General features: G+C 76.4%; 20 protein-coding genes. 10 read left to right on the forward strand and 10 right to left on the reverse strand.

Annotated features, from left to right (window positions below; all coding sequences use genetic code 11):
• Positions 1 to 1,145: pyridoxal phosphate-dependent aminotransferase (locus tag AC5FZL_RS07360; RefSeq protein WP_493617917.1), on the forward strand; the 1,145-nt coding region annotated here is incomplete at its 5' end.
• A 1-nt stretch (position 1,146) separates the two neighbouring features.
• Here AC5FZL_RS07360 and AC5FZL_RS07365 read toward each other — a convergent pair.
• Both AC5FZL_RS07365 and AC5FZL_RS07370 read right to left on the reverse strand, forming a co-directional pair.
• Complete coding sequence (locus AC5FZL_RS07365) at positions 1,147 to 1,869, reverse strand: class F sortase (RefSeq protein WP_493617918.1); 723 nt, start codon at positions 1,867 to 1,869, stop codon at positions 1,147 to 1,149.
• Complete coding sequence (locus AC5FZL_RS07370; RefSeq protein ID WP_493617919.1) at positions 1,869 to 2,639, reverse strand: hypothetical protein; 771 nt, start codon at positions 2,637 to 2,639, stop codon at positions 1,869 to 1,871. The genes AC5FZL_RS07365 and AC5FZL_RS07370 overlap by 1 nt, the downstream gene beginning before the upstream one ends.
• Before the next feature lie 179 nt (positions 2,640 to 2,818).
• Here AC5FZL_RS07370 and AC5FZL_RS07375 point away from each other — a divergent pair, with 179 nt between their 5' ends.
• Positions 2,819 to 4,855, forward strand: coding sequence for an ATP-dependent DNA helicase (locus AC5FZL_RS07375; RefSeq protein ID WP_493617920.1), 2,037 nt, complete (start codon positions 2,819 to 2,821; stop codon positions 4,853 to 4,855).
• A gap of 53 nt (positions 4,856 to 4,908) precedes the next feature.
• Here the strand turns inward: AC5FZL_RS07375 and AC5FZL_RS07380 are convergent, their stop codons facing one another.
• Positions 4,909 to 5,118, reverse strand: coding sequence for a hypothetical protein (locus AC5FZL_RS07380; protein WP_493617921.1), 210 nt, complete (start codon positions 5,116 to 5,118; stop codon positions 4,909 to 4,911).
• A 15-nt stretch (positions 5,119 to 5,133) separates the two neighbouring features.
• A complete protein-coding gene (locus tag AC5FZL_RS07385; protein WP_493617922.1) occupies positions 5,134 to 5,754 on the reverse strand; it encodes a pyridoxamine 5'-phosphate oxidase family protein in 621 nt (206 codons plus the stop codon).
• Positions 5,755 to 5,839: 85 nt separating this feature from the next.
• Here AC5FZL_RS07385 and AC5FZL_RS07390 point away from each other — a divergent pair, with 85 nt between their 5' ends.
• Positions 5,840 to 6,850: a matrixin family metalloprotease gene (locus AC5FZL_RS07390; RefSeq protein WP_493617923.1), complete on the forward strand. Its 1,011-nt coding sequence runs from the start codon at positions 5,840 to 5,842 to the stop codon at positions 6,848 to 6,850.
• A gap of 3 nt (positions 6,851 to 6,853) precedes the next feature.
• On the opposite strand, the gene AC5FZL_RS07395 is transcribed toward AC5FZL_RS07390, so the two are convergent.
• Positions 6,854 to 7,948, reverse strand: a complete 1,095-nt coding sequence (locus tag AC5FZL_RS07395; protein ID WP_493617924.1) for a homoserine dehydrogenase — start codon at positions 7,946 to 7,948, stop codon at positions 6,854 to 6,856.
• Between the two features lie 59 nt (positions 7,949 to 8,007).
• Between AC5FZL_RS07395 and AC5FZL_RS07400 the strand changes: the two genes are divergently transcribed.
• Together AC5FZL_RS07400 and AC5FZL_RS07405 are read left to right on the forward strand one after the other, a co-directional pair.
• Positions 8,008 to 9,108, forward strand: coding sequence for a calcium:cation antiporter (locus AC5FZL_RS07400; RefSeq protein ID WP_493617925.1), 1,101 nt, complete (start codon positions 8,008 to 8,010; stop codon positions 9,106 to 9,108).
• A 43-nt stretch (positions 9,109 to 9,151) separates the two neighbouring features.
• Positions 9,152 to 9,550 carry an OsmC family protein gene (locus AC5FZL_RS07405; protein ID WP_493617926.1) on the forward strand — a complete coding sequence of 133 codons (399 nt, stop codon included), beginning with the start codon at positions 9,152 to 9,154 and terminating at the stop codon, positions 9,548 to 9,550.
• Between the two features lie 30 nt (positions 9,551 to 9,580).
• On the opposite strand, the gene AC5FZL_RS07410 is transcribed toward AC5FZL_RS07405, so the two are convergent.
• Positions 9,581 to 9,988, reverse strand: a complete 408-nt coding sequence (locus AC5FZL_RS07410; protein WP_493617927.1) for a universal stress protein — start codon at positions 9,986 to 9,988, stop codon at positions 9,581 to 9,583.
• 150 nt (positions 9,989 to 10,138) lie between these two features.
• On the opposite strand from AC5FZL_RS07410, the gene AC5FZL_RS07415 reads away from it, so the two are divergent.
• A complete protein-coding gene (locus tag AC5FZL_RS07415; RefSeq protein ID WP_493617928.1) occupies positions 10,139 to 11,548 on the forward strand; it encodes a GH1 family beta-glucosidase in 1,410 nt (469 codons plus the stop codon).
• An 83-nt stretch (positions 11,549 to 11,631) separates the two neighbouring features.
• Positions 11,632 to 13,083 (forward strand): Nramp family divalent metal transporter, encoded by a 1,452-nt coding sequence (locus AC5FZL_RS07420; protein WP_493617929.1) that lies wholly within the window; start codon positions 11,632 to 11,634, stop codon positions 13,081 to 13,083.
• Between the two features lie 30 nt (positions 13,084 to 13,113).
• Here the strand turns inward: AC5FZL_RS07420 and lexA are convergent, their stop codons facing one another.
• Complete coding sequence (gene lexA, locus AC5FZL_RS07425; protein WP_493617930.1) at positions 13,114 to 13,821, reverse strand: transcriptional repressor LexA; 708 nt, start codon at positions 13,819 to 13,821, stop codon at positions 13,114 to 13,116.
• Positions 13,822 to 14,026: 205 nt separating this feature from the next.
• Here lexA and AC5FZL_RS07430 point away from each other — a divergent pair, with 205 nt between their 5' ends.
• Positions 14,027 to 16,261, forward strand: a complete 2,235-nt coding sequence (locus AC5FZL_RS07430; protein WP_493617931.1) for a beta-glucosidase family protein — start codon at positions 14,027 to 14,029, stop codon at positions 16,259 to 16,261.
• A gap of 131 nt (positions 16,262 to 16,392) precedes the next feature.
• Here AC5FZL_RS07430 and AC5FZL_RS07435 read toward each other — a convergent pair whose 3' ends face one another.
• On the reverse strand, positions 16,393 to 17,115 hold the full coding sequence (locus tag AC5FZL_RS07435) for an alpha/beta fold hydrolase (protein ID WP_493617932.1): 723 nt from the start codon (positions 17,113 to 17,115) through the stop codon (positions 16,393 to 16,395).
• 151 nt (positions 17,116 to 17,266) lie between these two features.
• On the opposite strand from AC5FZL_RS07435, the gene AC5FZL_RS07440 reads away from it, so the two are divergent.
• On the forward strand, positions 17,267 to 18,769 hold the full coding sequence (locus tag AC5FZL_RS07440) for a purine-cytosine permease family protein (RefSeq protein ID WP_493617933.1): 1,503 nt from the start codon (positions 17,267 to 17,269) through the stop codon (positions 18,767 to 18,769).
• The gene (locus AC5FZL_RS07445; RefSeq protein WP_493617934.1) at positions 18,766 to 19,320 is read left to right on the forward strand and encodes a cysteine hydrolase family protein; all 555 of its coding nucleotides are present in this window, start codon (positions 18,766 to 18,768) and stop codon (positions 19,318 to 19,320) included. The genes AC5FZL_RS07440 and AC5FZL_RS07445 overlap by 4 nt, the downstream gene beginning before the upstream one ends.
• A 30-nt stretch (positions 19,321 to 19,350) precedes the next feature.
• Here the strand turns inward: AC5FZL_RS07445 and AC5FZL_RS07450 are convergent, their stop codons facing one another.
• Both AC5FZL_RS07450 and AC5FZL_RS07455 read right to left on the reverse strand, forming a co-directional pair.
• Positions 19,351 to 19,962: a maleylpyruvate isomerase N-terminal domain-containing protein gene (locus AC5FZL_RS07450; protein WP_493617935.1), complete on the reverse strand. Its 612-nt coding sequence runs from the start codon at positions 19,960 to 19,962 to the stop codon at positions 19,351 to 19,353.
• Positions 19,959 to 21,050 carry a hypothetical protein gene (locus AC5FZL_RS07455; protein WP_493617936.1) on the reverse strand — a complete coding sequence of 364 codons (1,092 nt, stop codon included), beginning with the start codon at positions 21,048 to 21,050 and terminating at the stop codon, positions 19,959 to 19,961. The genes AC5FZL_RS07450 and AC5FZL_RS07455 overlap by 4 nt, the downstream gene beginning before the upstream one ends.
• Positions 21,051 to 21,076: the final 26 nt, after the last annotated feature.

The raw sequence follows: 21,076 nt of genomic DNA on the forward strand, positions 1-21,076 counted from the left end.
GGGTGCCCTCGCTGAGCCCCGGTGCCCTGCGCACGCCGCCCTCCGGCATCCGCCGCGTCTTCGACCTCGCCCGCGCCCAGCCGCACCCGGTGATCGAGCTGCACGTGGGCGAGCCGAGCTTCGCCCCGCCCGCGCACGTGGTCGCCGCGGCCCAGCGCGGGTACGCCGAGGGCCGCACGCACTACACCCCCAACGGGGGCCTGCCCGAGCTGCGCGCGGCCCTCGCCGCCGACCTCGCCGCCCGCCAGGGCGTGGCCACCGCGCCGGAGCAGGTCGTCGTCACCGCCGGCGGCATGCAGGCGCTGCACCTGGCCCTGTCGATGGTGCTCGGCCCGGGCGACGAGGTGCTCCTGCCCGACCCGGGGTGGCCGAACTTCGTCATGGCCGTGCGGCTGCTGGGCGCGGTGCCGGTGGGCTACCCGCTGGCCCCCGAGCGGGGGTTCCGCCCGGACCCCGACGCCGTGGCGTCGCTGGTCACCGAGCGGACCCGGGCGATCGTCGTCAACACCCCCTCCAACCCGCTGGGCTCGGTGCTGCCCGCGCGGGACGTCGAGGCGCTGGTGCGCCTGGCCGACGCGCACGACCTGTGGCTGCTCTCCGACGAGTGCTACGAGGCGCTGGTCTTCCCCGGCGCGGAGCACGTCAGCGCGCGCCGCTTCGACACCGCCGGACGCGTGGTGGGGCTGCACAGCTTCTCGAAGACCTACGCGATGACCGGCGTGCGCGTCGGGCACCTCGTCGCGCCCCCTGAGCTCGCGGCGCGGGCCTGCGCGGTGCAGGAGGCCGTCGTCTCCTGCGTCAACGAGCCCGCGCAGCTGGCGGCGCTCGCGGCGCTGACCGGGCCGCAGGACGCCGTCGCGGCCATGTCGGCCAGCTACGCCGCGCGCCGCGACGCGGCCACGACGCTGCTCGACGCCGCGGGGGTGGCGTACCTGCCGCCGCAGGGCGCCTTCTACCTGTGGGTGGACGTGCGGCCGTGGTCGGGCGGGGACGTCGCCGCCTGGGCGGAGCGCATGGTGGTCGAGCGCGGCGTGGCGCTCGCGCCAGGCACCGCGTTCGGGCCGTCGGGGGAGGGCTGGGTGCGCGTCAGCCTGGCCAGCGCCACCGAGGACCTCGTCGAGGGCCTGCGCCGGGTCACCGCCTGACTCACGCGGGCGTCGTGCCCACCATCTCGGCGTAGACGACGACGTTGTCGCGGTGGTGGCCCGAGGCGTCGTCGAAGCTGCCGCCGCAGGTGATGAGGCGCAGCTCCGGGCCGGGGGTGTTGCCGTAGACCTCCAGCGTCGGGAAGGCGTCCTTGGGGTACTGCTCGACGCCGGTGACCCGGTAGGTGACCGTGGCCCCGTCGGTGCGGGTGACGTCGACGAGCTCGCCCGGCGCCAGCTCGCCGAGGTCGAAGAAGACGCCCGGCTCGCCGTCCCACGAGACGTGGCCGGCCAGCACGGTCGGGCCGACCTGGCCGGGGGTGGGGCTCTGGTCGTACCAGCCGACGTCGCTGCCGCCGTCGGGCACCTGCATCGCCCCGGAGGCCTCCAGGCCGAGGGTGACCAGCGCGGTGTCGACGCCGAGGGCGGGCACGCGCACGCGGGTGGGTGCCGAGGCGGGGAGGACGTCCTGCGGCACCTGCTCGGGCACCGCCTCGGGGACCGAGGACGGCGAGGACGGCGAGGACGCCGCGGACGGCGCCGGGCCGGACGGCTCCTGGCTGGGCGCCTGCGCCGAGGGACGGGCGGCCGCCGCCGGCGGTGCGGGCGGCGCCTCGCCGCCCGTCAGGCCCGAGGTCAGGAGGATCACGCCGGTCACGCCCGCTGCCACCGAGGCGGCCGCCAGCAGGCGGCCGCCTCGGGAAGCGGGGAAGGAGGGAGCCATCAGCTCTCGGTGCGAGCCGAGCGGCGACGGGCCAGGAAGAGGCCACCGGCAGCGGCGGCCACGAGGGCGCTGGTGCCGCCGACGAGGGCCGCGGAGTCGACACCGGTGGTGTCGCCGCCGTCGGTCTGCACGCCGCCCATCGGCATGGTGGAGACGTTGGAGCCCATGATCATCCCGCAGTCGGCCGGAGCGGTGGCCTCCTGGGGCAGCGTCGGGTCGAGCTCGGAGGGCCCGGCGTCGGTGTCGTAGGTGCCGTTGCCGTTGACGTCGATGCCGTGCTGGACGACGTGGAGGTTGGTGATCGCCGCGACGGCCGCGTCGCTGATCTCGATGGTGCGCTCGTAGGCCAGGTTGCCCGAGGCGTCAGCGGTGGGGAACCGGTCGACGGCCAGCCCGCTCTTGGCGCTGGTGTCACCGGAGGTGGTGAGGGAGATGTTGATGTCGCCGTAGTCGGGCAGGCCCTCGGCGGTGGTGACGATGCCGCTGCCGTCCTTGTCCGCGGCCATCGTCGGGCAGTGGAAGTCCATCGCCAGGTCGGTCGAGCCGTGCAGGTGCTGGGCGTGCGGCGCACCCGGCACCAGGCCCTTGGAGTCGATCTTCACGGTGAGGTCGTTGCCGTCGAGGGTGAGGACGGCCGTGCCGGTGGCACCGGAGTTGTTCAGCGCGCCCAGGTCGACCTGGTAGCTCTCGGCGGCGGAGGCGCTGGTGGCGCAGGCGAGGGTGAGCGCGAGCGCGCCACCGCCGACCATCGCGGTGCGGAGGATCTTCATGGTGGGCAACTCCCTGTAGGACGGTGCGACGGCCTCGTCGCTGCCGCGGGTGCGGTCGCAGGGTGTTCGCTGCCGGGTGGGGGAGGGATTGGTCCCTCTTCGCACCGGTCGGGGCCAGGACGCCGGCCCGTGCGTCCGAGACGACCCGGGCCGTCGGTCCCACGCCGTACCGTGGACGGGTGCCACCCACCACCGCGTCCGCCCCTCCTGCCGAGACCGACGGAGCGCGGGTGCAGACCCTGCTCGGCGCCGCGGTGGCGGCCCTCGGCGGGTCGTCGCGGCCGGGGCAGGAGCAGATGGCCGCAGCCGTGGCGAGCGCCGTCGAGAGCGGCGAGCACCTGCTGGTCCAGGCCGGCACCGGCACCGGCAAGTCGCTGGGCTACCTCGTGCCGCTGGTCGAGCACGCGATGAGCACCGGCACCACCGCGGTGGTCTCCACGGCGACCCTCGCGCTGCAGGCCCAGGTCGTCGAGCGCGACCTCCCGCGCCTGGCGGGGGCGCTGGAGCCGCTGCTGGGCCGGCGTCCGACCTTCGAGATCGTCAAGGGCCGCTCCAACTACGTCTGCAAGCAGAAGCTCGGCGGCGGGTTCCCCGACGACCCGGGCGACACCCTCTTCGGCGGGGCGGAGGGACAGGCGGGCCCCGCGGGTGCCGCCCCCTCGCCGGTGAGCTGGCTGGGGCGCGAGGTCGCGCGCCTGCACGAGTGGGCCGCTGAGACCGAGACCGGCGACCGCGACGAGCTCGACCCCGGGGTGAGCGACCGCGCCTGGCGCCAGGTCTCCGTCAGCGCTCGCGAGTGCCTGGGCGCCACCCGCTGCCCGATGGGCGCGGACTGCTTCGTCGAGGCCTCCCGGGCGCGCTCGAAGGAGGTCGACCTCGTGGTGACCAACCACGCGCTGCTGGCGATCGACGCCTTCGAGGACCGCGCGATCCTGCCCGAGCACGACGTCGTGGTCGTCGACGAGGCCCACGAGCTCGCCGACCGGGTCACCTCGGTCGTCTCCGGCGCCCTGTCCGGCCCGTCGGTGACCGCCGCGGCCAGCGCCGCGCGCCGCCAGGCGAAGGCCGACACCGCCCGCCTGGACGCCGCGGGGGAGGACCTCGGCGCCCTGCTGGAGGGCGTGGAGGCCGGCCGGTTCACCGCGGGGCTGCCCGAGGGCGTGGCCGCGGCGGTCGTCGCCGTGCGCGACGCCGCCCGCGAGGTGCTCTCCGACCTCAAGCCCGAGCCGGGCGCCTCCGCCGAGGACGCCGGTGGCCTGCAGGTCGCCAAGGCCGCCGTCACCGACGTGTTCGACGTGGCCGAGCGCCTCGCCGCGGTCGTGCCGCGGGGGCCGGACGTCGCCTGGCTGTCGGTCGCCGAGTCCGGGCCGATCGCCTCGCGCCACACCACCCGCACGCTGCACGTGGCGCCCCTGACCGTGGCCGGGATGCTGCGCGAGAAGCTCTTCGGCGAGCGCACCGTGGTGCTCACCTCGGCCACCCTCGCGCTCGGGGGCACGTTCGACTCCGCGGCCGGCGCGGTGGGGCTGCGCGGTGCGGGGGCGCCGGCCTGGCAGGGCCTCGACGTCGGCAGCCCCTTCGACTACCCGCGCCAGGCGATCCTCTACACCGCCGCGCACCTGCCGGCGCCGGGCCGCGACGGCGCCGCGCCCGTCGTCATGGACGAGCTCGCGGCGCTCGTGGAGGCCGCCGGCGGCCGCACGCTGGGGCTGTTCTCCTCCCGGCGCGCCGCCGAGGCGGCCGCCGCGGCGATGCGCGAGCGCCTCGACGTGCCGGTGCTGTGCCAGGGGGAGGACTCCATCGCCTCCCTCGTGCGCCGCTTCGCCGCGGACGAGGCCACCTGCCTGTTCGGCACCCTCTCGCTGTGGCAGGGCGTGGACGTGCCCGGCCCCTCGTGCTCGCTCGTCGTGCTCGACCGCATCCCGTTCCCCCGCCCGGACGACCCGCTGGCCTCCGCCCGGGCCGAGGCGGCCGCGCGCGCCGGCGGGAACGGCTTCCTCGCGGTCTCGGCCACGCACGCGGCGCTGCTGCTGGCGCAGGGCGCCGGGCGCCTGGTGCGCTCGACGTCGGACCGCGGGGTGGTGGCGGTGCTGGACTCGCGCCTGGCCACGGCCCGCTACGCCGGGTTCCTTCGCGCGAGCCTGCCGCCGCTGTGGCCGACGAGCGACCGCGAGGTCGTGCTGGGGGCGCTGCGCCGGCTCTCCGCCGCGCGCTGACCCGTGCGCTGACCCGTGCGCTGACCCGCCGCTGAGGGCGGCTCAGCGGCGGTTCAGCAGCCGCAGACCTTGGCGTGCTGGTTCAGCGGCACGTGCTCCTCGAGCACCGCCCCGGAGGCGTCGAGGATCGTCACGAGCTCGACGCCGTCCACGAGGCCCTCGCTCACCAGCTGCACGGCCTGCTCGGCGCGCGTGTGCCCGGGATCGCGGACGGGCTCAGCGGAGGTCGTCGATCCGGTCGCGGGGCCGGCGTGCGTGCTCATCGCCCCAGTGTGCCGTCAGGGGGTGCGGTAGAGCCCGTCGGCGTAGGACGGGCCGTAGTAGCGCTCGAGCTCCTCGAGGGGGGTCTCGGGCCGCTCGAGCGCCCGGGCGATCCGCGCGCGGGAGGGGACGGCGTCCGGCGCCCAGGTCTCCGGCCGCCACAGGTCCGAGCGCAGGAACGCCTTGGAGCAGTGGTGGAAGACCTCCTCGACCTCGACCAGCAGGGCCAGCAGCGGCCGGTGGCCCTCCACCACCATCTGCTCGAAGAAGGGGGCGTCGCGCACGAGGCGGGCGCGGCCGTTGACCCGCAGCGTGTCGCCGCGCCCGGGCACGACGAAGACCAGGCCGACGTGCGGGTTGGCGAGGATGTTGCGGAAGCCGTCGGCGCGCCGGTTGCCGGGCCGCTCCGGCAGGGCGATCGTCGCGTCGTCGAGGACCAGGGTCGAGCCGGGCGGGTCGCCCTTGGGGGAGACGTCGCAGGTGCCGTCCGCGGCGCTGGTGGCCACCAGGCAGAACGGGGAGGCCGCCAGCCACTGGCGGTCCAGGTCGGTCAGGCGCCGGCGCTCCTTCGCGACCGCTGCCGGCGCCGGAGCCCCCAGCAGCTCGCGCAGCTCGGCCTCGGAGGTGATCTCCCGCATGGCCGCCAGTCTGGCGCCGCCGCGGAGGTCAAGACCAGCCGCCGCGCGCCGATGTCGGGGAGGACCGACGACGGCAGGAGGACGCGTGCCCGAAGACCCCGGCGCCCGCGCGGGGGCGAGCGCACCCGACGGCCTGCCGAGCTCGGCCACCGGCCGGGTGCCGCAGTGGGTGCTCGACGAGGTCGAGGGCCGGACGCCGCGCCACGCCGTGCCCTGGCGCCAGGGCGGTCCCTCCTCCCTCGGCCCGGACCACCCCCACCGGCCGCCCGCCCCGCGCCGCTGGCTGCGCACGGCGTCCACCGCGCTCGTGCTCGCCCTCGGCGGCGCGGCGGTGTGGGCGATGGTCACCGGCGCGGTCCCGCTCCGCGAGGGCGGCGTGCTCGCCCGCCTCGCCGCGCCCTCCGCCGACGGCGCCGGGGTGGACCACCCCACGCCCGGGCAGGAGGCGTCGGAGGAGCCGCTCGGCGAGCCGGCCGCCCCGCTGACCACGAGCGACGCCTACCGCCTGCTCACCGCCGGCCGCGGCGCCCAGCCCGTCGTCGGCTACGACCCCTGCCGGCCCGTGCACTACGTCGTGCGCCCCCAGGGAGCGCCCGAGGACGGCGCGCGCCTGGTCGCCGAGGCGGTGGCGCGCGTGTCGGCCGCCACCGGCCTGGTCTTCGTCGACGACGGCCCCACCGCCGAGGCGCCCTCCGACGAGCGTGCGGCCTTCCAGCCCGACGTCTACGGCGACCGCTGGGCCCCGGTGCTCATCGCCTGGGTCACGCCCGAGGAGGAGCCGGACCTCGCGGCCGACGTCGCCGGGATGGCCGGCAGCGCCGCCGTCTCGGTCGGCGACGGACCCCTCGTCTACGTCACGGGCCAGGTGCAGCTGGACGGGCCGCAGCTGGCCGAGGCCCTGGGCCGCCCCGGCGGCGCCGACGTCGTGCGCGCCGTCGTCCAGCACGAGCTGGGGCACCTCGTCGGCCTCGACCACGTCGACGACCCGGGCCAGCTGATGTACCCCGAGACCCGCCCGGGGCTGGTCGACTTCGCGGCCGGCGACCTCACCGGGCTCGCGCAGCTCGGGCGCGGGCCCTGCGCACCCGAGCTCTGAGGCTCACCCGTCCCCGGGCACCGAGGTCCGGCCCGGGGCCGGGCTCCCGGCCAGGTCGACGAGGTCGCGCAGCACCGCGGCCGCGGTCGGGACGGCGTCCGGGGCGAAGCCGGTCACCGCCAGGCGCCCGGCGACGTCGGTGGTGAAGACCACGCCCTGCTCCTCGGGCTCCATCCGCGCCAGGGGGTGCGTGCGCGGCAGCGCCGTGGGCCGCACCGACAGCCGCCAGTCCTCGCGGGCGCCGTCGCGCTCGGCCAGGGCCAGCAGGACGACGGCCTCGCCGCGCTCGCGGGCGGCGAGCAGGTCGGCCGGGGCGACGTCGCGGATGCCGGTGACCTCGACGTCGCCCAGCGCGGTCGGCCGGCCGAGGACCGCGCTGGCGATGAGCACGAGCTTGACCGCGGCGTCCCAGCCGTCGACGTCCGTGGACGGGTCCGGCTCGGCGACCCCGCGCCGCTGCGCCTCGGCCACCGCGTCGGCGACGCTCGCGCCGTCCTCGACCAGCCGCAGCACGAGGTTGCAGGTGCTGTTGAGGGCCGCCTCGACGCGCAGCGCCGTCGCCGACGCCAGCAGCCGCCGGCCGGCGTCCACCGTGGGCACCGCGCCGCCCACGCAGGCGCTGTAGCGGACACCGCCTGTGCCGGGGGAGGTCACGGCCTCCCACGCCAGGACCAGCGGGGCCTTGTTCGCCAGCACCACGTCGAGGCCGCGGGAGCGCGCCTCCAGCACCGCCACCAGGCCGGCGCCGCCGTCGGCGAGGTCACCGGGGCCGGCCTCGACGAGCACGTCGACGCCGTCGCCGAGCTCGTCGAGGACGCCGGGCACGCCGAGGCCCGGGCGGCCCGCACCGGGCAGCAGCGCCACGGACGAGCCGGCGCCCTTGTGCGCGAGCACGGCCGCCGGGTCCAGGCCGCCGGGCGCCACCGCGGCGCCACCGGAGTCCACCGCGCCCACGACGGTCAGCACGAGGCCGTGGCGGGTGCGCAGGTCGTCGGCGCGGTCGCGCAGCAGGGCCAGCAGGGAGCCGCCGACGGCGCCCAGGCCGGAGACGACGACGCGGCGGTGCAGCGGCTGCGCCGCGGGGGAGGAGGAGGCCACCGGCCGATCATCGCCGTCGTGTCCCCGGCGCCCGCGCCGACCCCTGGGAGACTGGGCCCATGGCCGATCCCCCGCGCTCCGCTCGCCTCCCGTGGACGACCGCCGCACCGGTGCTGGCACTGGTGGTGCTGGTGCTGGTGTGGGGGCGCGACCTGGGGGCGGTCCTCGTCGGGGTGGTCGCTGTGGTCCTCGCCGCCGCGGTGCTGACGGCCGTCCACCACGCCGAGGTGGTGGCCCACCGGGTGGGCGAGCCCTACGGCTCGCTCGTGCTGGCGGTGGCGGTCACCGTCATCGAGGTGGCGCTCATCGTCACGCTCATGACGGCCGGCGGCCCCGACGCCTCGACGCTGGCGCGCGACACGGTCTTCGCGGCCGTGATGATCACCTGCAACGGCATCCTCGGGCTGTCGCTGTTCCTCGGCGCCGGGCGCTCGGGGACGACCGCGTTCAACGCCGAGGGGACCGGGGCGGCCCTGGCCACGGTGGCCACGCTGGCCACGCTGACCCTGGTGCTGCCGACGTTCACCACCGCCCGGCCGGGCCCGGAGTTCTCCCCCGCGCAGCTCGCCTTCGCCGCCGTGGCCTCCCTCGCGCTGTACGCGATGTTCGTGGTCACCCAGACGGTGCGCCACCGCGACTTCTTCCTGCCCGTCGACAGCGACGGCGACGTCCTCGCCGAGGAGGTGCACGCCAGCCCGCCCACCACCCGCGCCGCCGCGACCAGCCTCGCGCTGCTGCTCGTCGCGCTGGTCGCCGTGGTCGGCCTGGCGAAGGTGGAGTCGCCGGCGATCGAGTCCGGCGTCGCGGCCCTGGGGTTCCCGCAGTCGTTCGTCGGCGTGGTGATCGCCCTGCTCGTGCTGGCTCCGGAGACGCTCGCGGCCGCCAACGCCGCGCGCCGGGGGCGGACCCAGATCAGCCTGAACCTGGCGCTCGGCTCGGCGATGGCGAGCATCGGCCTGACCATCCCGGTCATCGCCGTGGCCTCGCTGTGGCTCGACGGCCCGCTCGTCCTGGGCCTCGGCTCCACCCAGCTCGTGCTGTTCGCCCTCACGGTCGTCGTGGGCGTGCTCACCGTCGTCCCGGGGCGGGCCACGCGCCTGCAGGGCGGGGTGCACCTGGTGCTCCTCGCCGCGTTCCTCTTCCTGGCCGCCAGCCCCTGACCGCTGCGGGTGTGCGCCGCGGGCGCCGGGGTAGGGCCCGCCCATGGCGCAGACGCAGAACGTGCACGAGGCAGTGGCCACGGCCGTCCCGGGCTCGGTGAGCACCGAGGACGGCGTGCTGGAGGCGAGGACGCAGCTCGCGGGGGAGGAGCACGACGGCACCACCACCCCCGAGCACCTCATGGCCGCGGCGATCGCCGCCTGCCTGCAGCAGGCCGTCGGCATCGCCGCCAGCAGCCAGGACGTCGACGCCTCGGGCGCGCAGGTGCAGGGGCGCGTGACCCTCTCCAGCGACGAGGAGGCCGGCTACACCTCGGGCTTCGCGCTGGTCGTCTCGGGGCTGCCCGGCGACGTGGCCGAGCGGGTCGTGGAGCAGGCGCGGCAGATCTGCCCCTTCACCAAGGCCCTCGCCGGGGCCGGGCTCACGGTGACCGTCGGCTGAGCACGGCCGGCCGGCTCAGCGCCGGTCGGCTCAGCGCCGGTCGTAGGAGGCCTTGACCGCCAGGACCGGGCAGGAGACCTCCAGCAGGATCTGCTGGGCGACCGACCCGAGGATGAGCTTGCCCACGGGGCTGCGGTGGCGCATGCCGATGACGACGAGGTCCGCCCCCGTCTCGTCGGCCGCGTCTGCGATCTCCTCCGCCGGCTCCCGCCCGCGCAGCGGCTGGCGCACCTCGTGCTCCAGGCCGCTGGCGGCCAGGACGGCGTCCAGGCGCGAGCGCGCCTCGCCCTGCACGACGAGGGGCCCGGAGACCTCGCCGCCGCGCGCGGTGTTCACCACGAGCAGGCGGTGACCGCGGCGGCGCGCCTCCTCGATGCCGGTGGCCAGGGCGGCGTCGCCCTGGGCGGTCGGCACGTAGCCGACGATGAGGGTGCCCATGGCGCCACGGTAGGGGGCGCGCGGCCGGCGAGCACGCACGGGCGCGTGGACGCGCTCCCACCCGCCCTCCCGCCGGGGACGCCGCTCGGCCAGGATGGCTCCCGACGGCGTCGTCACCCGGCGCCGCGCCGAGACGCTGGAGGGCGCGCAGTGAGCCAGGACGTGGACCGGGACCGCTTCCCCGAGGGCTTCGTGTGGGGGGCCGCCACGGCGGCCTACCAGGTGGAGGGAGCGGCCGCCGAGGACGGGCGCGGCCCCTCGATCTGGGACGTCTACAGCCACACCCCGGGGAAGACGCTGAACGGCGACACCGGGGACGTCGCCGCCGACCACTACCACCGGATGCCGGCCGACGTCGCGCTGATGAAGGACCTCGGGCTCGACGCCTACCGGTTCTCCCTGTCCTGGCCGCGCATCCAGCCCGGCGGCTCCGGGCCGGTGAACCGGGCGGGCCTGGACTTCTACTCCCGCCTCGTCGACGAGCTCCTCGCGGCGGGCATCGCTCCGGTGGCCACGCTCTACCACTGGGACCTGCCGGCCGAGCTCGAGGAGGCCGGCGGCTGGCCGGTGCGCGCCACGGCCGAGCGGTTCGCGGAGTACGCCCGGGTCGTCGGCGAGGCCCTCGGGGACCGCGTGCACACCTTCACCACGCTCAACGAGCCGTGGTGCTCGGCCTACCTCGGGTACGCCTCGGGCGTGCACGCCCCCGGGCGCACCGAGCCCGCGGCCGCGCTGGCCGCCGTCCACCACCTCAACCTCGGCCACGGCCTCGCCGGCCGGGTCCTGCGCGAGGTGGCGCCGTCCGCGCAGCTGTCGCTGACCCTCAACGTGCACCTCGTCCGCCCGGCGACGCCGTCGCCCGAGGACGTCGACGCCGCGCGGCGGATCGACGCCCTCGCCAACCGCGCCTTCCTCGACCCGGCGCTGAAGGGCGAGTACCCGGCCGACCTGCTCGCCGACACCGCCTCGGTCACCGACTGGTCCTTCGTCCAGGACGGCGACACCGAGGCGATCGCGGTGCCGCTCGACTTCCTCGGCGTCAACTACTACAGCCCCGCGCTGGTGAAGCGGTGGGACGGCACGGGCGACAAGGACGGCGCGGACGGGCACGGCGCCTCGGCGGCCACGCCGTGGATCGCCGCCGACGACGTGGAGTTCGTCCGCCTCCCCGGGCCGTACACGGCGATGGGCTGGCCGATCGACGCCAGCGGCATGACCGAGCTGCTGGTCCGCCTCGGCCGCGACCACCCCGGCACCCCGCTGGTCGTCACCGAGAACGGCGCCGCCTTCGCCGACGAGGTGGCGCCCGACGGCGGCGTCCACGACGCCGAGCGCGTCGAGTACCTGCGCACCCACATCGCGGCGGTCGCCGACGCCGTCGACGCGGGGGTGGACGTGCGCGGCTACTTCGTGTGGTCCCTGCTCGACAACTTCGAGTGGGGCTACGGCTACGACCGCCGCTTCGGCGTCGTCCGCGTCGACTACGACACCCAGGAGCGCATCCTCAAGGACAGCGCCCTGTGGTACCGGGGGCTGCTGGCCGGCGGCGCGCGGGGATGAGCCCGTGGTGGGGCCCGCGGCGCGGGCCCCACCACGGCGCGGGGGGGTTGTGCTCGGCGCCGCGGGTGGAGTACCCCCTTCCCATGGCCACCAACGAAGATGGCGCGCTCCGAGTGGGCTCCTCCTCGGCTGTCGACGCGTTCCCGACCAAGCACCTCGAGGCGCCGAAGGTGCGCGAGCTGCCCCCGCCGCCGTCGTCGTGGTTCAAGACCATCGGTCCCGGCGTCATCGCCGCCGGCGTCGGCCTGGCCAGCGGGGAGTTCATCCTCTTCCCCTACATCGCCTCGCAGGTCGGGCTCGTCTTCGTCTGGGCCGCGCTGGTCGGCCTGGCCACCCAGTACTTCCTCAACATGGAGATCGAGCGCTACACCCTGGCCACGGGCGAGACCGCGCTGACCGGGTTCAGCCGCTACTGGAAGCACTGGGGCCTGGTCTTCGCGATCATGGCCTACTTCGCGAACCTCTGGCCCGGCTGGGTGACCAGCTCCGCGACCCTGGTCACCTACCTGTGGGGCGGGGAGGCGCGCTGGATCGCCATCGGGATGCTGCTCGCCATCGGCGCGATCCTCACCCTGGCCCCGGTGGTCTACATCGCCCTCGAGCGCCTCGAGATGGTCAAGGTGGCGGCCGTGCTCCTGCTGCTCGTCATCGGCGCCTTCGCCGCGATCACGGCCTCGGCGTGGGGCGACCTGCCGCACGTGGTGACCCGCGCCGGGGTCCCCGTGGCCGAGCTCGGGTTCGCCACCCTCCTGGGGGCGCTGGCCTTCGCCGGGGCCGGCGGCGGGCAGAACCTCGTGCAGTCCAACTGGATCCGGGACAAGGGCTTCGGCATGGGCGCCTACGTGCCGCGGATCGAGAGCCCGGTCACCGGCCAGCCGGAAGCGGTGCCCAGCACGGGCTACGTGTTCGAGCCGGACGAGTCGAACATGGCCCGCTGGCGCACGTGGTGGCGCTTCGCGAACATCGAGCAGCTGACGACGTTCGTGCTCATCACGTTCCTGTCGATCACCTTCACGTCCCTGCTGGCGTACTCCACGGTCTTCGGGCGGGAGGGACTGCCCAACGACATCAGCTTCCTGCAGGTGGAGGGGCAGGTCCTCCAGGACACGGTCGGGCCCTGGTTCGGCGTCTTCTTCTGGGTGATCGGCGCGTTCTCGCTGTTCGCCGCCGCGACCGGCATCGCCGACTACACCAGCCGCCTGGCCGCGGACGTGCTCAAGACCGCCTACCTCAAGCAGGCGTCGGAGAGCCGGATCTACTTCTGGCTCGTGTGGGGCCTCGTCGGGATCGGCGTCGTGGTCCTGCTCCTGGGCCTCGACGCCCCGCTGGTGCTGCTCGTGATCTCCGCCTGCGTGGGCGGGCTGATGATGTTCATCTACTCGGGCCTGCTGATCCTCGTCAACCGGCGCTCTCTGGCCCCGCAGCTGCGCCTGCGCGGGTTCCGCCTCGGCGTGCTGGTGTGGTCGGTGCTGCTCTTCGGCACCCTGTCGGCGCTCGTCCTGCGCGAGCAGCTGGGCCGGCTCTTCGGCGGCTGAGCCGCTCGGCGCCGCCGTCCTGCGCAGCCCTCAGAGGCTGCGCAGGACGGTGACGACCTTGCCGAGCACGGTGGCGTCGTCTCCGTTGATGGGCGAGTACGCCGCGTTGTGCGGCATCAGCCACACGTGGCCGTCGCGGCGCTGGAGCGTCTTCACCGTCGCCTCGCCCTCGAGCATGGCCGCGACGATCTCGCCGTTCTCGGCCACCGGCTGCTGCCGCACGACGACCCAGTCGCCGTCGCGGATGGCGGCGTCGACCATCGAGTCGCCGACGACCTTGAGCAGGAAGAGCTCGCCGTCGCCGACCAGCTGGCGCGGGAGGGCGAAGACGTCCTCGACGGCCTGCTCGGCGAGGATCGGGCCACCGGCGGCGATCCGCCCCAGCACGGGCACCAGCGCGGTCTCCGACTGCTCCTCGACCGCCGCGGCGGGCGCGGCAGCGGCCACCGGCGCGGTGCGCTCGCCACGGTCGACGACCTCGATCGCGCGGGGGCGGTTGGGGTCGCGGCGCAGGAAGCCCTTGCGCTCGAGGGCGGCCAGCTGGTGGGCGACGCTGGAGGGGCTGGTCAGCCCCACGGCCTCGCCGATCTCGCGCATGCTCGGCGGGTAGCCGCGCGACTCCACCGCTGAGCGGATCGTCTCCAGCACGCCCCGCTGGCGAGCGGTCAGCCCGTCACCCGCGGCCTCGGCCGGAAGCTCGGTGACGCTCGCCGGCGTCCGCCCACTCGTTCGCGCCACTGCCGCTCCTCGCTGCCGGCCCGCGGTCGCCGCGGGCTCCAGGTCGGATGACAGCGTAGAGGTTCCACCCCTGTAGTTCAAACACACGTTCGACGCCGGGGGCGGCCCCGGGCCCGCCCTCCCCGGACGGGTGCCCGCCCGCTCGCCGCCGCCGCAGGCCGGGCGCCATCCTGTCGCTGCCCCGCACCGACGAAGGAGTCGATCGATGAGCACCTCCCCCCGCCAGGCCCCCGTGGACGCCGACCCGGCCCCGAGCCCCTTCGCGGCCGCGCTGGCCGCGGTCCGCTCCGGCGCCGACCCGGTCCAGGAGGCGCGGGGCCTCTACGCCCAGCTCACCGAGGACGAGCGGCTCGGCCTGCTCGACGGGGACGAGGAGTTCTGGCCGGGGTTCACGGAGATGGTCACCGAGGGGTACAACCTCCGCCCCTACGTCCACGGATCGGTCGAGCGCCTGGGCGTCCCGGGCCTGCGCTTCAGCGACGGCCCGCGCGGGGTGGTGATGGGCCGCTCGACCGCCTTCCCGGTCTCCATGGCGCGCGGGGCCACCTGGGACCCGTCGCTCGAGGAGCGCGTCGGCGACGCGATCGGCCGAGAGCTGCGCGCCCAGGGGGCGAACTTCTTCGGCGGCGTCTGCATCAACCTGCCCCGCCACCCGGCCTGGGGGCGCGCGCAGGAGACCTATGGCGAGGACCCGCTGCTGCTCGGCGAGATGGGCGCGGCGCTGGTGCGCGGCACCCAGCGCCACGTCATGGCCTGCGCCAAGCACTACGCCCTCAACTCGATGGAGAACGCCCGGTTCACCGTCGACGTCACCTGCGACGAGGAGAGCCTGCACGAGGTCTACCTCGCGCACTTCCACCGCGTCGTCGAGGAGGGCGTCGCAGCGGTCATGACCTCCTACAACTCGGTGAACGGCGAGTGGGCCGGGCAGAACGAGGCGCTCCTCGAGGGCGTGCTGCGCCGCGACTGGGGCTTCACCGGCGTCACGGTCTCGGACTTCATCTGGGGGCTGCGCGACGCGGGGGCGTCCCTCGTCGCGGGCCTGGACGTGGAGGAGCCGTTCCGCCAGCAGCGCGGCCAGCACCTGCGCGCCGACCTGGAGACGGGCCGGGTGGGCTGGCACCACGTCGAGCGGGCCGGCCTGCGCGTCCTGTCCACGCAGCTGCGCTCGCTCGCCGCGGTGGCCGAGCACGCGCCCGCCCTCGACGTCGTCGCCTGCGCCGAGCACCGGGCCCTGGCCCGCGAGGTCGCCGCCCGCGCCGTGGTGCTCCTGCGCAACGAGGACGTCGACGGCGCACCGCTGCTGCCGCTGGACGCCGCGGCGCTGGGCTCGGTGGCCGTGCTCGGGCGCCTGGCCGACGTCGCGAACACCGGCGACCAGGGCTCCTCCGACGTCCGGGCGCCCGAGGTCGTCACGGCCCTGGCGGGCCTGCGCGCTGCGCTGCCCGGCGCCGACGTGGAGCACGTGACCGAGGAGGACCCCGCGGCCGCCGCGGCGGCCGCGGCCGGCGCCGACGTGGCGGTGGTGGTCGTCGGCTACACCGCGGCCGACGAGGGGGAGTACGTCTCCAACGCGGCGTTCGGGGCGCCGGAGCTCGTGGCCCTGTACCCGCCGGCGCCGGACGAGGAGTCGCGCGCGGTGCTGGAGCGGATGACCGCCGGGGCCGCCTCGCAGGAGAGGGGCGTGAGCCTGGTCGGCAGCCAGTCCGAGGGCGGCGACCGCGCCGACCTGCGCCTGCGCCCCGAGGACGACGCCCTCATCACCGCCGTCGCCGCGGCGAACCCGCGCACGGTCGTCGTCGTGGTGACCGCCGGAGCGGTGCTCGTGGAGGCCTGGCGCGAGCAGGTGCCCGCCCTGGTGCTCGCCTGGTACGCCGGCATGGAGGGCGGGGCGGCGCTCGCCGACGTCCTGCTGGGGCGGGCCGAGCCGGCCGGGCGGCTGCCGTTCGCCCTCCCCGCCTCCGCCGAGCACCTGCCCGCCTTCGACCGCGAGGCCACCACGGCGGTGTACGACCAGTGGTTCGGCCAGCGCCTGCTCGACCGGCTCGGCGTCCCGGCCGCCCACCCCCTCGGGTTCGGGCTGTCCTACACGTCCTTCGCGCTGTCGGGCCTGCTCGCGGAGCGCTCCGGCGGCACGGTGACCGTCCACCTGGACGTCACGAACACCGGCGCGCGCGACGGGCGGCACGTCGTCCAGGTCTACGGGTCGCTGGCCCGGCCCACCGACGACCGGCCGCGAGAGGTGCTCGTCGGCTTCGCGTCGGTGCTCGTGCCCGCCGGCCGGAGCGCGGGCGTCGACGTCCCCGTCTCGCTGCGCCCGCTCTCGCGCTGGGACGCCCGGCGGCGCCGGCTCGTGCCGCCCGCCGGCGAGCTGCTGCTGCGGGCCGGCTCCTTCGCGGGCGACCCCGACGCCCTCGAGGCGCGCGTTCCGGGCCTGTGACGGGCCCCGGTCGGCGTGGCCCACGGTGGCCAGCTGCGGGTGGACGACGACGCGCACGCACCACGGGAAGCCCGCGCAGGCGCACGCGGCCGCGAGGTGCGCGAGCGCGGCGCCCACGCGGCCAGTGTCCGCTAGCTGCCCGCCGCGCGCAGGAGCTCGGCCGCGAGGTCGGCCGGGCGCGAGAACATCGGCCAGTGCCCGGTCGGGAGGTCGACGATGGTCGCGTCCAGGCGCCCCAGCTCGGCGAAGTACGGGTTGCCGGCGGCCACGAGCTCGCGGACGTCGTCCCCGCTCATCGAGGAGCTGATCACGGTGACCGGCACCGCGAGCAGGGCGGGGTCTCCGCTGAGGCGCACGGGCTCGCGGGCCGGCCCGACCGGCTGGGGCACGGCGCGGGCGCGGAACGCCGCGCGCTCGGCAGCGTCGAGCCCGGACAGGCTGTTGCCGCCGGCCTCCAGGTCCTCGTCGCTCGGCAGGGGCAGCTCGGCCATCGCGGGGTCGAGGTGGGGCATCACCGCGGCGCCCTCGGGCATCGGGCCGGTGTCGACGTAGACCACGCGGCGCACCCGCTCCGGGGCGCGGTCGGTGGCGGCGTGCACGACCGGCCCCGCACCGCTGTGCCCGACGAGCACGGCCGGGCGGTCGTCCTCGGAGAGGGCGTCGACGACGGCGCGCACGTGGTCCTCGAAGGTCACGCCCGCCCGCGGCGCGTCGGGCCCCTCCAGGCCGGGCAGGGTCAGCTCGCGCACGTCGCAGCCCGCGGCGCGCAGGTGCGGGCTGACCCGCTCCCAGGCCCAGGCGCCGAGCCAGAAGCCGGGGACGAGGACGAATCGGGTGCTCGGGGAGGAGTCCATGGCTGCAGCGTGGCGCACGGCACCGACGGCGCGCGACCTCCTCCGTCCCGGTGACCCGCCGCGCCGCGCGCTCGCGGACGGCCCTGCCGGGGCGCCGGCTCCCCTAGGCTCCAGCTCTCCTGACCCCCGTGACCATCGAGGTCGAGCACCCATGACCGCGCCCTCCGCGCCCTCCTCGCCCGCTGCCTCCGCGTCGCCCACCCCGAGCGCCCCCCTGAGCGGGATCGAGCTCAACGGCATCAACGTCATCGCCGAGGGCGAGCGCAAGGGCGCCCCCCGCAGCCTGTTCTGGCCGTGGTTCGCCGCGAACATCTCCGTCCTCGGCGTCAGCTACGGCTCCTTCGTGCTCGGCTTCGGCATCTCCTTCTGGCAGGCGACCTTCGCCGCCGTGGTCGGCACGGTCTTCTCCTTCCTGCTCTGCGGCGTCATCGCCCTGGGCGGCAAGCGCGCCTCCGCGCCGACCATGACGGTCAGCCGGGCCGCGTTCGGGGTGCGCGGCAACGCCGCTCCGGCGGCCGTGTCCTGGATCCTCACCGTCGGCTGGGAGACGGCGCTGGCGTCGACGGCCACCCTGGCCACCGCCACGGTCTTCCGCGAGCTCGGCTGGGGCGGCGGCACGCTGACCTCCGTCGTGGCGCTGCTCGTGGTCGCGCTGCTCGTCGTCGGCGCCGGCGTCCTCGGCTTCGACGCGATCATGCGGCTGCAGACGCTGATCACCGTGGTCACCGGCGTCCTCACCGTGGTCTACGTGGTGCTCGTGCGCGACGAGATCAGCTGGGGCGCCGTCTCGGCGCTGCCCTCGGGCTCGACGCAGGCGGTGCTCGGCGCGCTGGTGCTCATGATGACCGGCTTCGGCTTGGGCTGGGTCAACGCGGCCGGCGACTACTCCCGCTACCTGCCGCGCCGCGCCTCCAGCGCCGGCGTCGTGGGCTGGACGACGTTCGGCGGGGCCGCCGCCCCGGTCGTGCTCGTGGTCTTCGGCCTGCTGCTGGCCGGCTCCGACCCCGACCTGTCCGGCGCCATCGCCCTCGACCCCATCGGTGCGCTGACCACCGTGCTGCCGGTGTGGTTCCTCGTGCCGTTCGCGATCGTCGCGGTGCTCTCGCTGGTCGGCGGCGCCGTGCTCGACGTCTACTCCTCGGGCCTGGCGCTGCTCAGCCTCGGCCTGCGCGCCCCCCGCTGGGTCGCCGCGTGCATCGACGGCACGCTCATGGTCATCGGCACGATCCTCGTGGTCTTCGTCGCCGACTCCTTCCTGCCCCAGTTCCAGGGCTTCCTCATCACCCTCGGCGTGCCGATCGCGGCCTGGGCCGGGGTGGCGATCGCCGACCTGCTGCTGCGCCGCACCGACTACGCCGACGCTGACCTCTTCGACCCCCGCGGGCGGTACGGGTCGGTGTCGGTGCCGGCCGTGGCGCTGCTCGTCGTCGGCACGCTGCTGGGCTGGGGCCTGGTCACCAACGCCGCTGCGGGCTGGCTGGACTGGCAGGGCTACCTGCTCGGGCCGGTGGGCCTCGGCGGGCGCGAGGGCCCGTGGGCCTACGCCAACCTCGGGGTGCTCGTGGCGCTGCTCGTGGGCCTCGTCGGGCACCTGCTCCTCGGGCGCTCGCGCGTGCGGGCGCAGGAGGCCCTGGGCCGGGCGCCGCAGCGGTGAGCGCGCCCTGGCTGGTGGTGATCGACGTCCAGCACGTCTTCGCCGACCCGGACAGCCCGTGGGGGTCACCGATGGTGGAGGCGGCGCTGCCGCAGGTGCGCCGCCTCGCCGCGGGCTTCCCCGGGCGCACCGCGGCCACCCGGTTCGTGGCCCCGGAGCAGCCGCACGGCGCGTGGGTGCCGTACTACGCCGAGTTCGGCTTCGCGCTGCAGCCGCCGACCGCGCCGCTCTACGCGCTGCTCGACGGCGTCGTGCCCCCGGACGCGCCGGTGGTCACCCGCACGAGCTTCGGCAAGTGGGACGACGCCGCGGACGGCCTCGCGGCGCTCACCGGCGGCGCCGACGCGCTCGTGCTGGCCGGGGTCTCCACGGACTGCTGCGTGCTCTCCACCGCGCTGGCCGCGGCTGACGCCGGCGTGGCGGTGCAGGTGGTCACCGACGCCTGCGCCGGGGCGTCGCGGGCCGACCACGACCGGGCCCTCGTCGCGATGGGCCTCTACGCGCCGCTGATCACCCTCACGACCACGGACGCCGTCCTCGCCGCCCGCTGAGCGCTCGCTCCGGCCCCGGGGGGCACGCCGTCAGAGGACGGTGAGCCCCGGCGGAAGGGGACGGCGCCCGGTCAGGGCCAGCAGCACCTCGCCGGCCGCGTCGGACGCCGCCGCCAGCTCCGCGGCCAGGTGCAGCGCGGACGCCGCCGCGGCCCGAGGTGGCACGGGCGTCCCGCCCAGGGCCACGACGAGGTCGCTGGTGTGCACGGTCAGCTCGAAGGTGCGGGTCGGCAGGTAGTCGGCCAGGCGCATCCCGCCGGCCGGGGTGCCCACGAAGGCGTCGGGCGAGCTCGAGCGCACCTGCGGCACGACCCGGTCGACCAGCGCCGCGACCGCGCCGGGCAGGTCGGGGCCGAGGGCGGCGCCGGCGTCCCGTCCGCGCTGGGCGACGCCGGGGGCCCGGCTGGCCTCCGCGAGCAGCCGGAAGTACTCCGCCGGGGAGGAGACCTCCACCGGCGCCGGCGCCGCGCGCAGGTACTGCTCCACGGTGGTCAGCGAGCGGCTCGTGTGGCCGACGAGGTCGCGCACGGTCCACTCGCCGAGGCCGGGGGCGTCCTCGTGGCCGGGCACGGTCGCGGTCGTGGCGGCGAACCACGCGGCGGCGTGCGCGAAGGCGGACGCCGTCTCGGGCCAGGTGGTCATGGTGGTCCCTCCGGGAAGGCGGTCTGCAGCGGGGGAAGGCGCTCGAGCAGGGCGCGCGCCCAGGTGGCGTGCGGGCGGGCGCGGGCGGCGTCGGCCACGGCCACCGCCCGGCGCAGGTCGTCGGTGGCTCCCGGCCGGCCGAGCAGCGCGCGCACGGAGCCGCGGTGCCAGCGCGTGGGGCCCAGGCACTGCATCCCGGGCCAGGCCATGACCAGCCCGTCCTCCCACGTCTCGACCACCGGCTCCAGCGGCTCGGCCAGCGCCCGCACCGCGGCGAGGGTCGCGCGCGTGGCGCCCGGGTCGCAGGCCAGCGCCACCAGCGCCTGGGTGAGCATCGCCGTGCGCAGCCCGGTGCGCGGCGGCTCCCAGCGCGCGGCGCCGGCGAGGAGGTCCTCGAGCAGCGGCAGCGCCCGCTCGACCCGCCCGCCCTGGGAGAGCCCGAGGGCCACGACGAGGCGGAAGTCGTCGTCGACCTCGGTGGCCAGGCCCGCGGCCTCGGCGACGAGGTCCACCAGCCGGCCCTCGTGCCAGGCGATCACGCCCTCGGTGCTGGACCGGCTCACCGCCAGCACCGCAGCGCCGCGCGCGGTGAGCCGGTCCAGCCCGGCGGACTCCTGGGCCAGCGCGCGGGCCGCCGCGTGCTCCCCGCGCAGCAGGTGCCCCATCACCTGCCACCAGGCGTGCATGACGAGCAGGTCGTCGTCCTCGCGCCGGCGGGCCAGCTCCGCGAACCGGCGCGACGTGCGCTCGCTGTCCGCCAGGCGCCCGGCCTCCACCTGCGCCACGCGCAGCAGGTGCAGGCTGGTGGCCCGGTCGGCGTCGGTGGTGCAGCGCGCTGCGAGGGCCTCCGCCAGCGCGAGGCGGTCGGTGATGGTGCTCGGGTCCCACGTGGCGGCGAACGCGGCGACGTCCAGGCGCACCCGGGTGGCGGGGTCGACGCCGACCGGGGGTGCCAGCTCGCGGGCCCGGGCGGCCAGCGCGGCGCTGCCGGGCTGCGCCGTCGCCGCCCGGTGCACCGCCTCGGTGGCCAGCAGGGCCGCCCGGCAGGCCGGCTCGAGCCCGTCCGCGCCGGCCAGCGCCTCGGCCACCAGGGCCTCCGGGCCCTACAGCGTCG

The organism is Quadrisphaera sp. DVD1 (genome assembly GCF_058932755.1).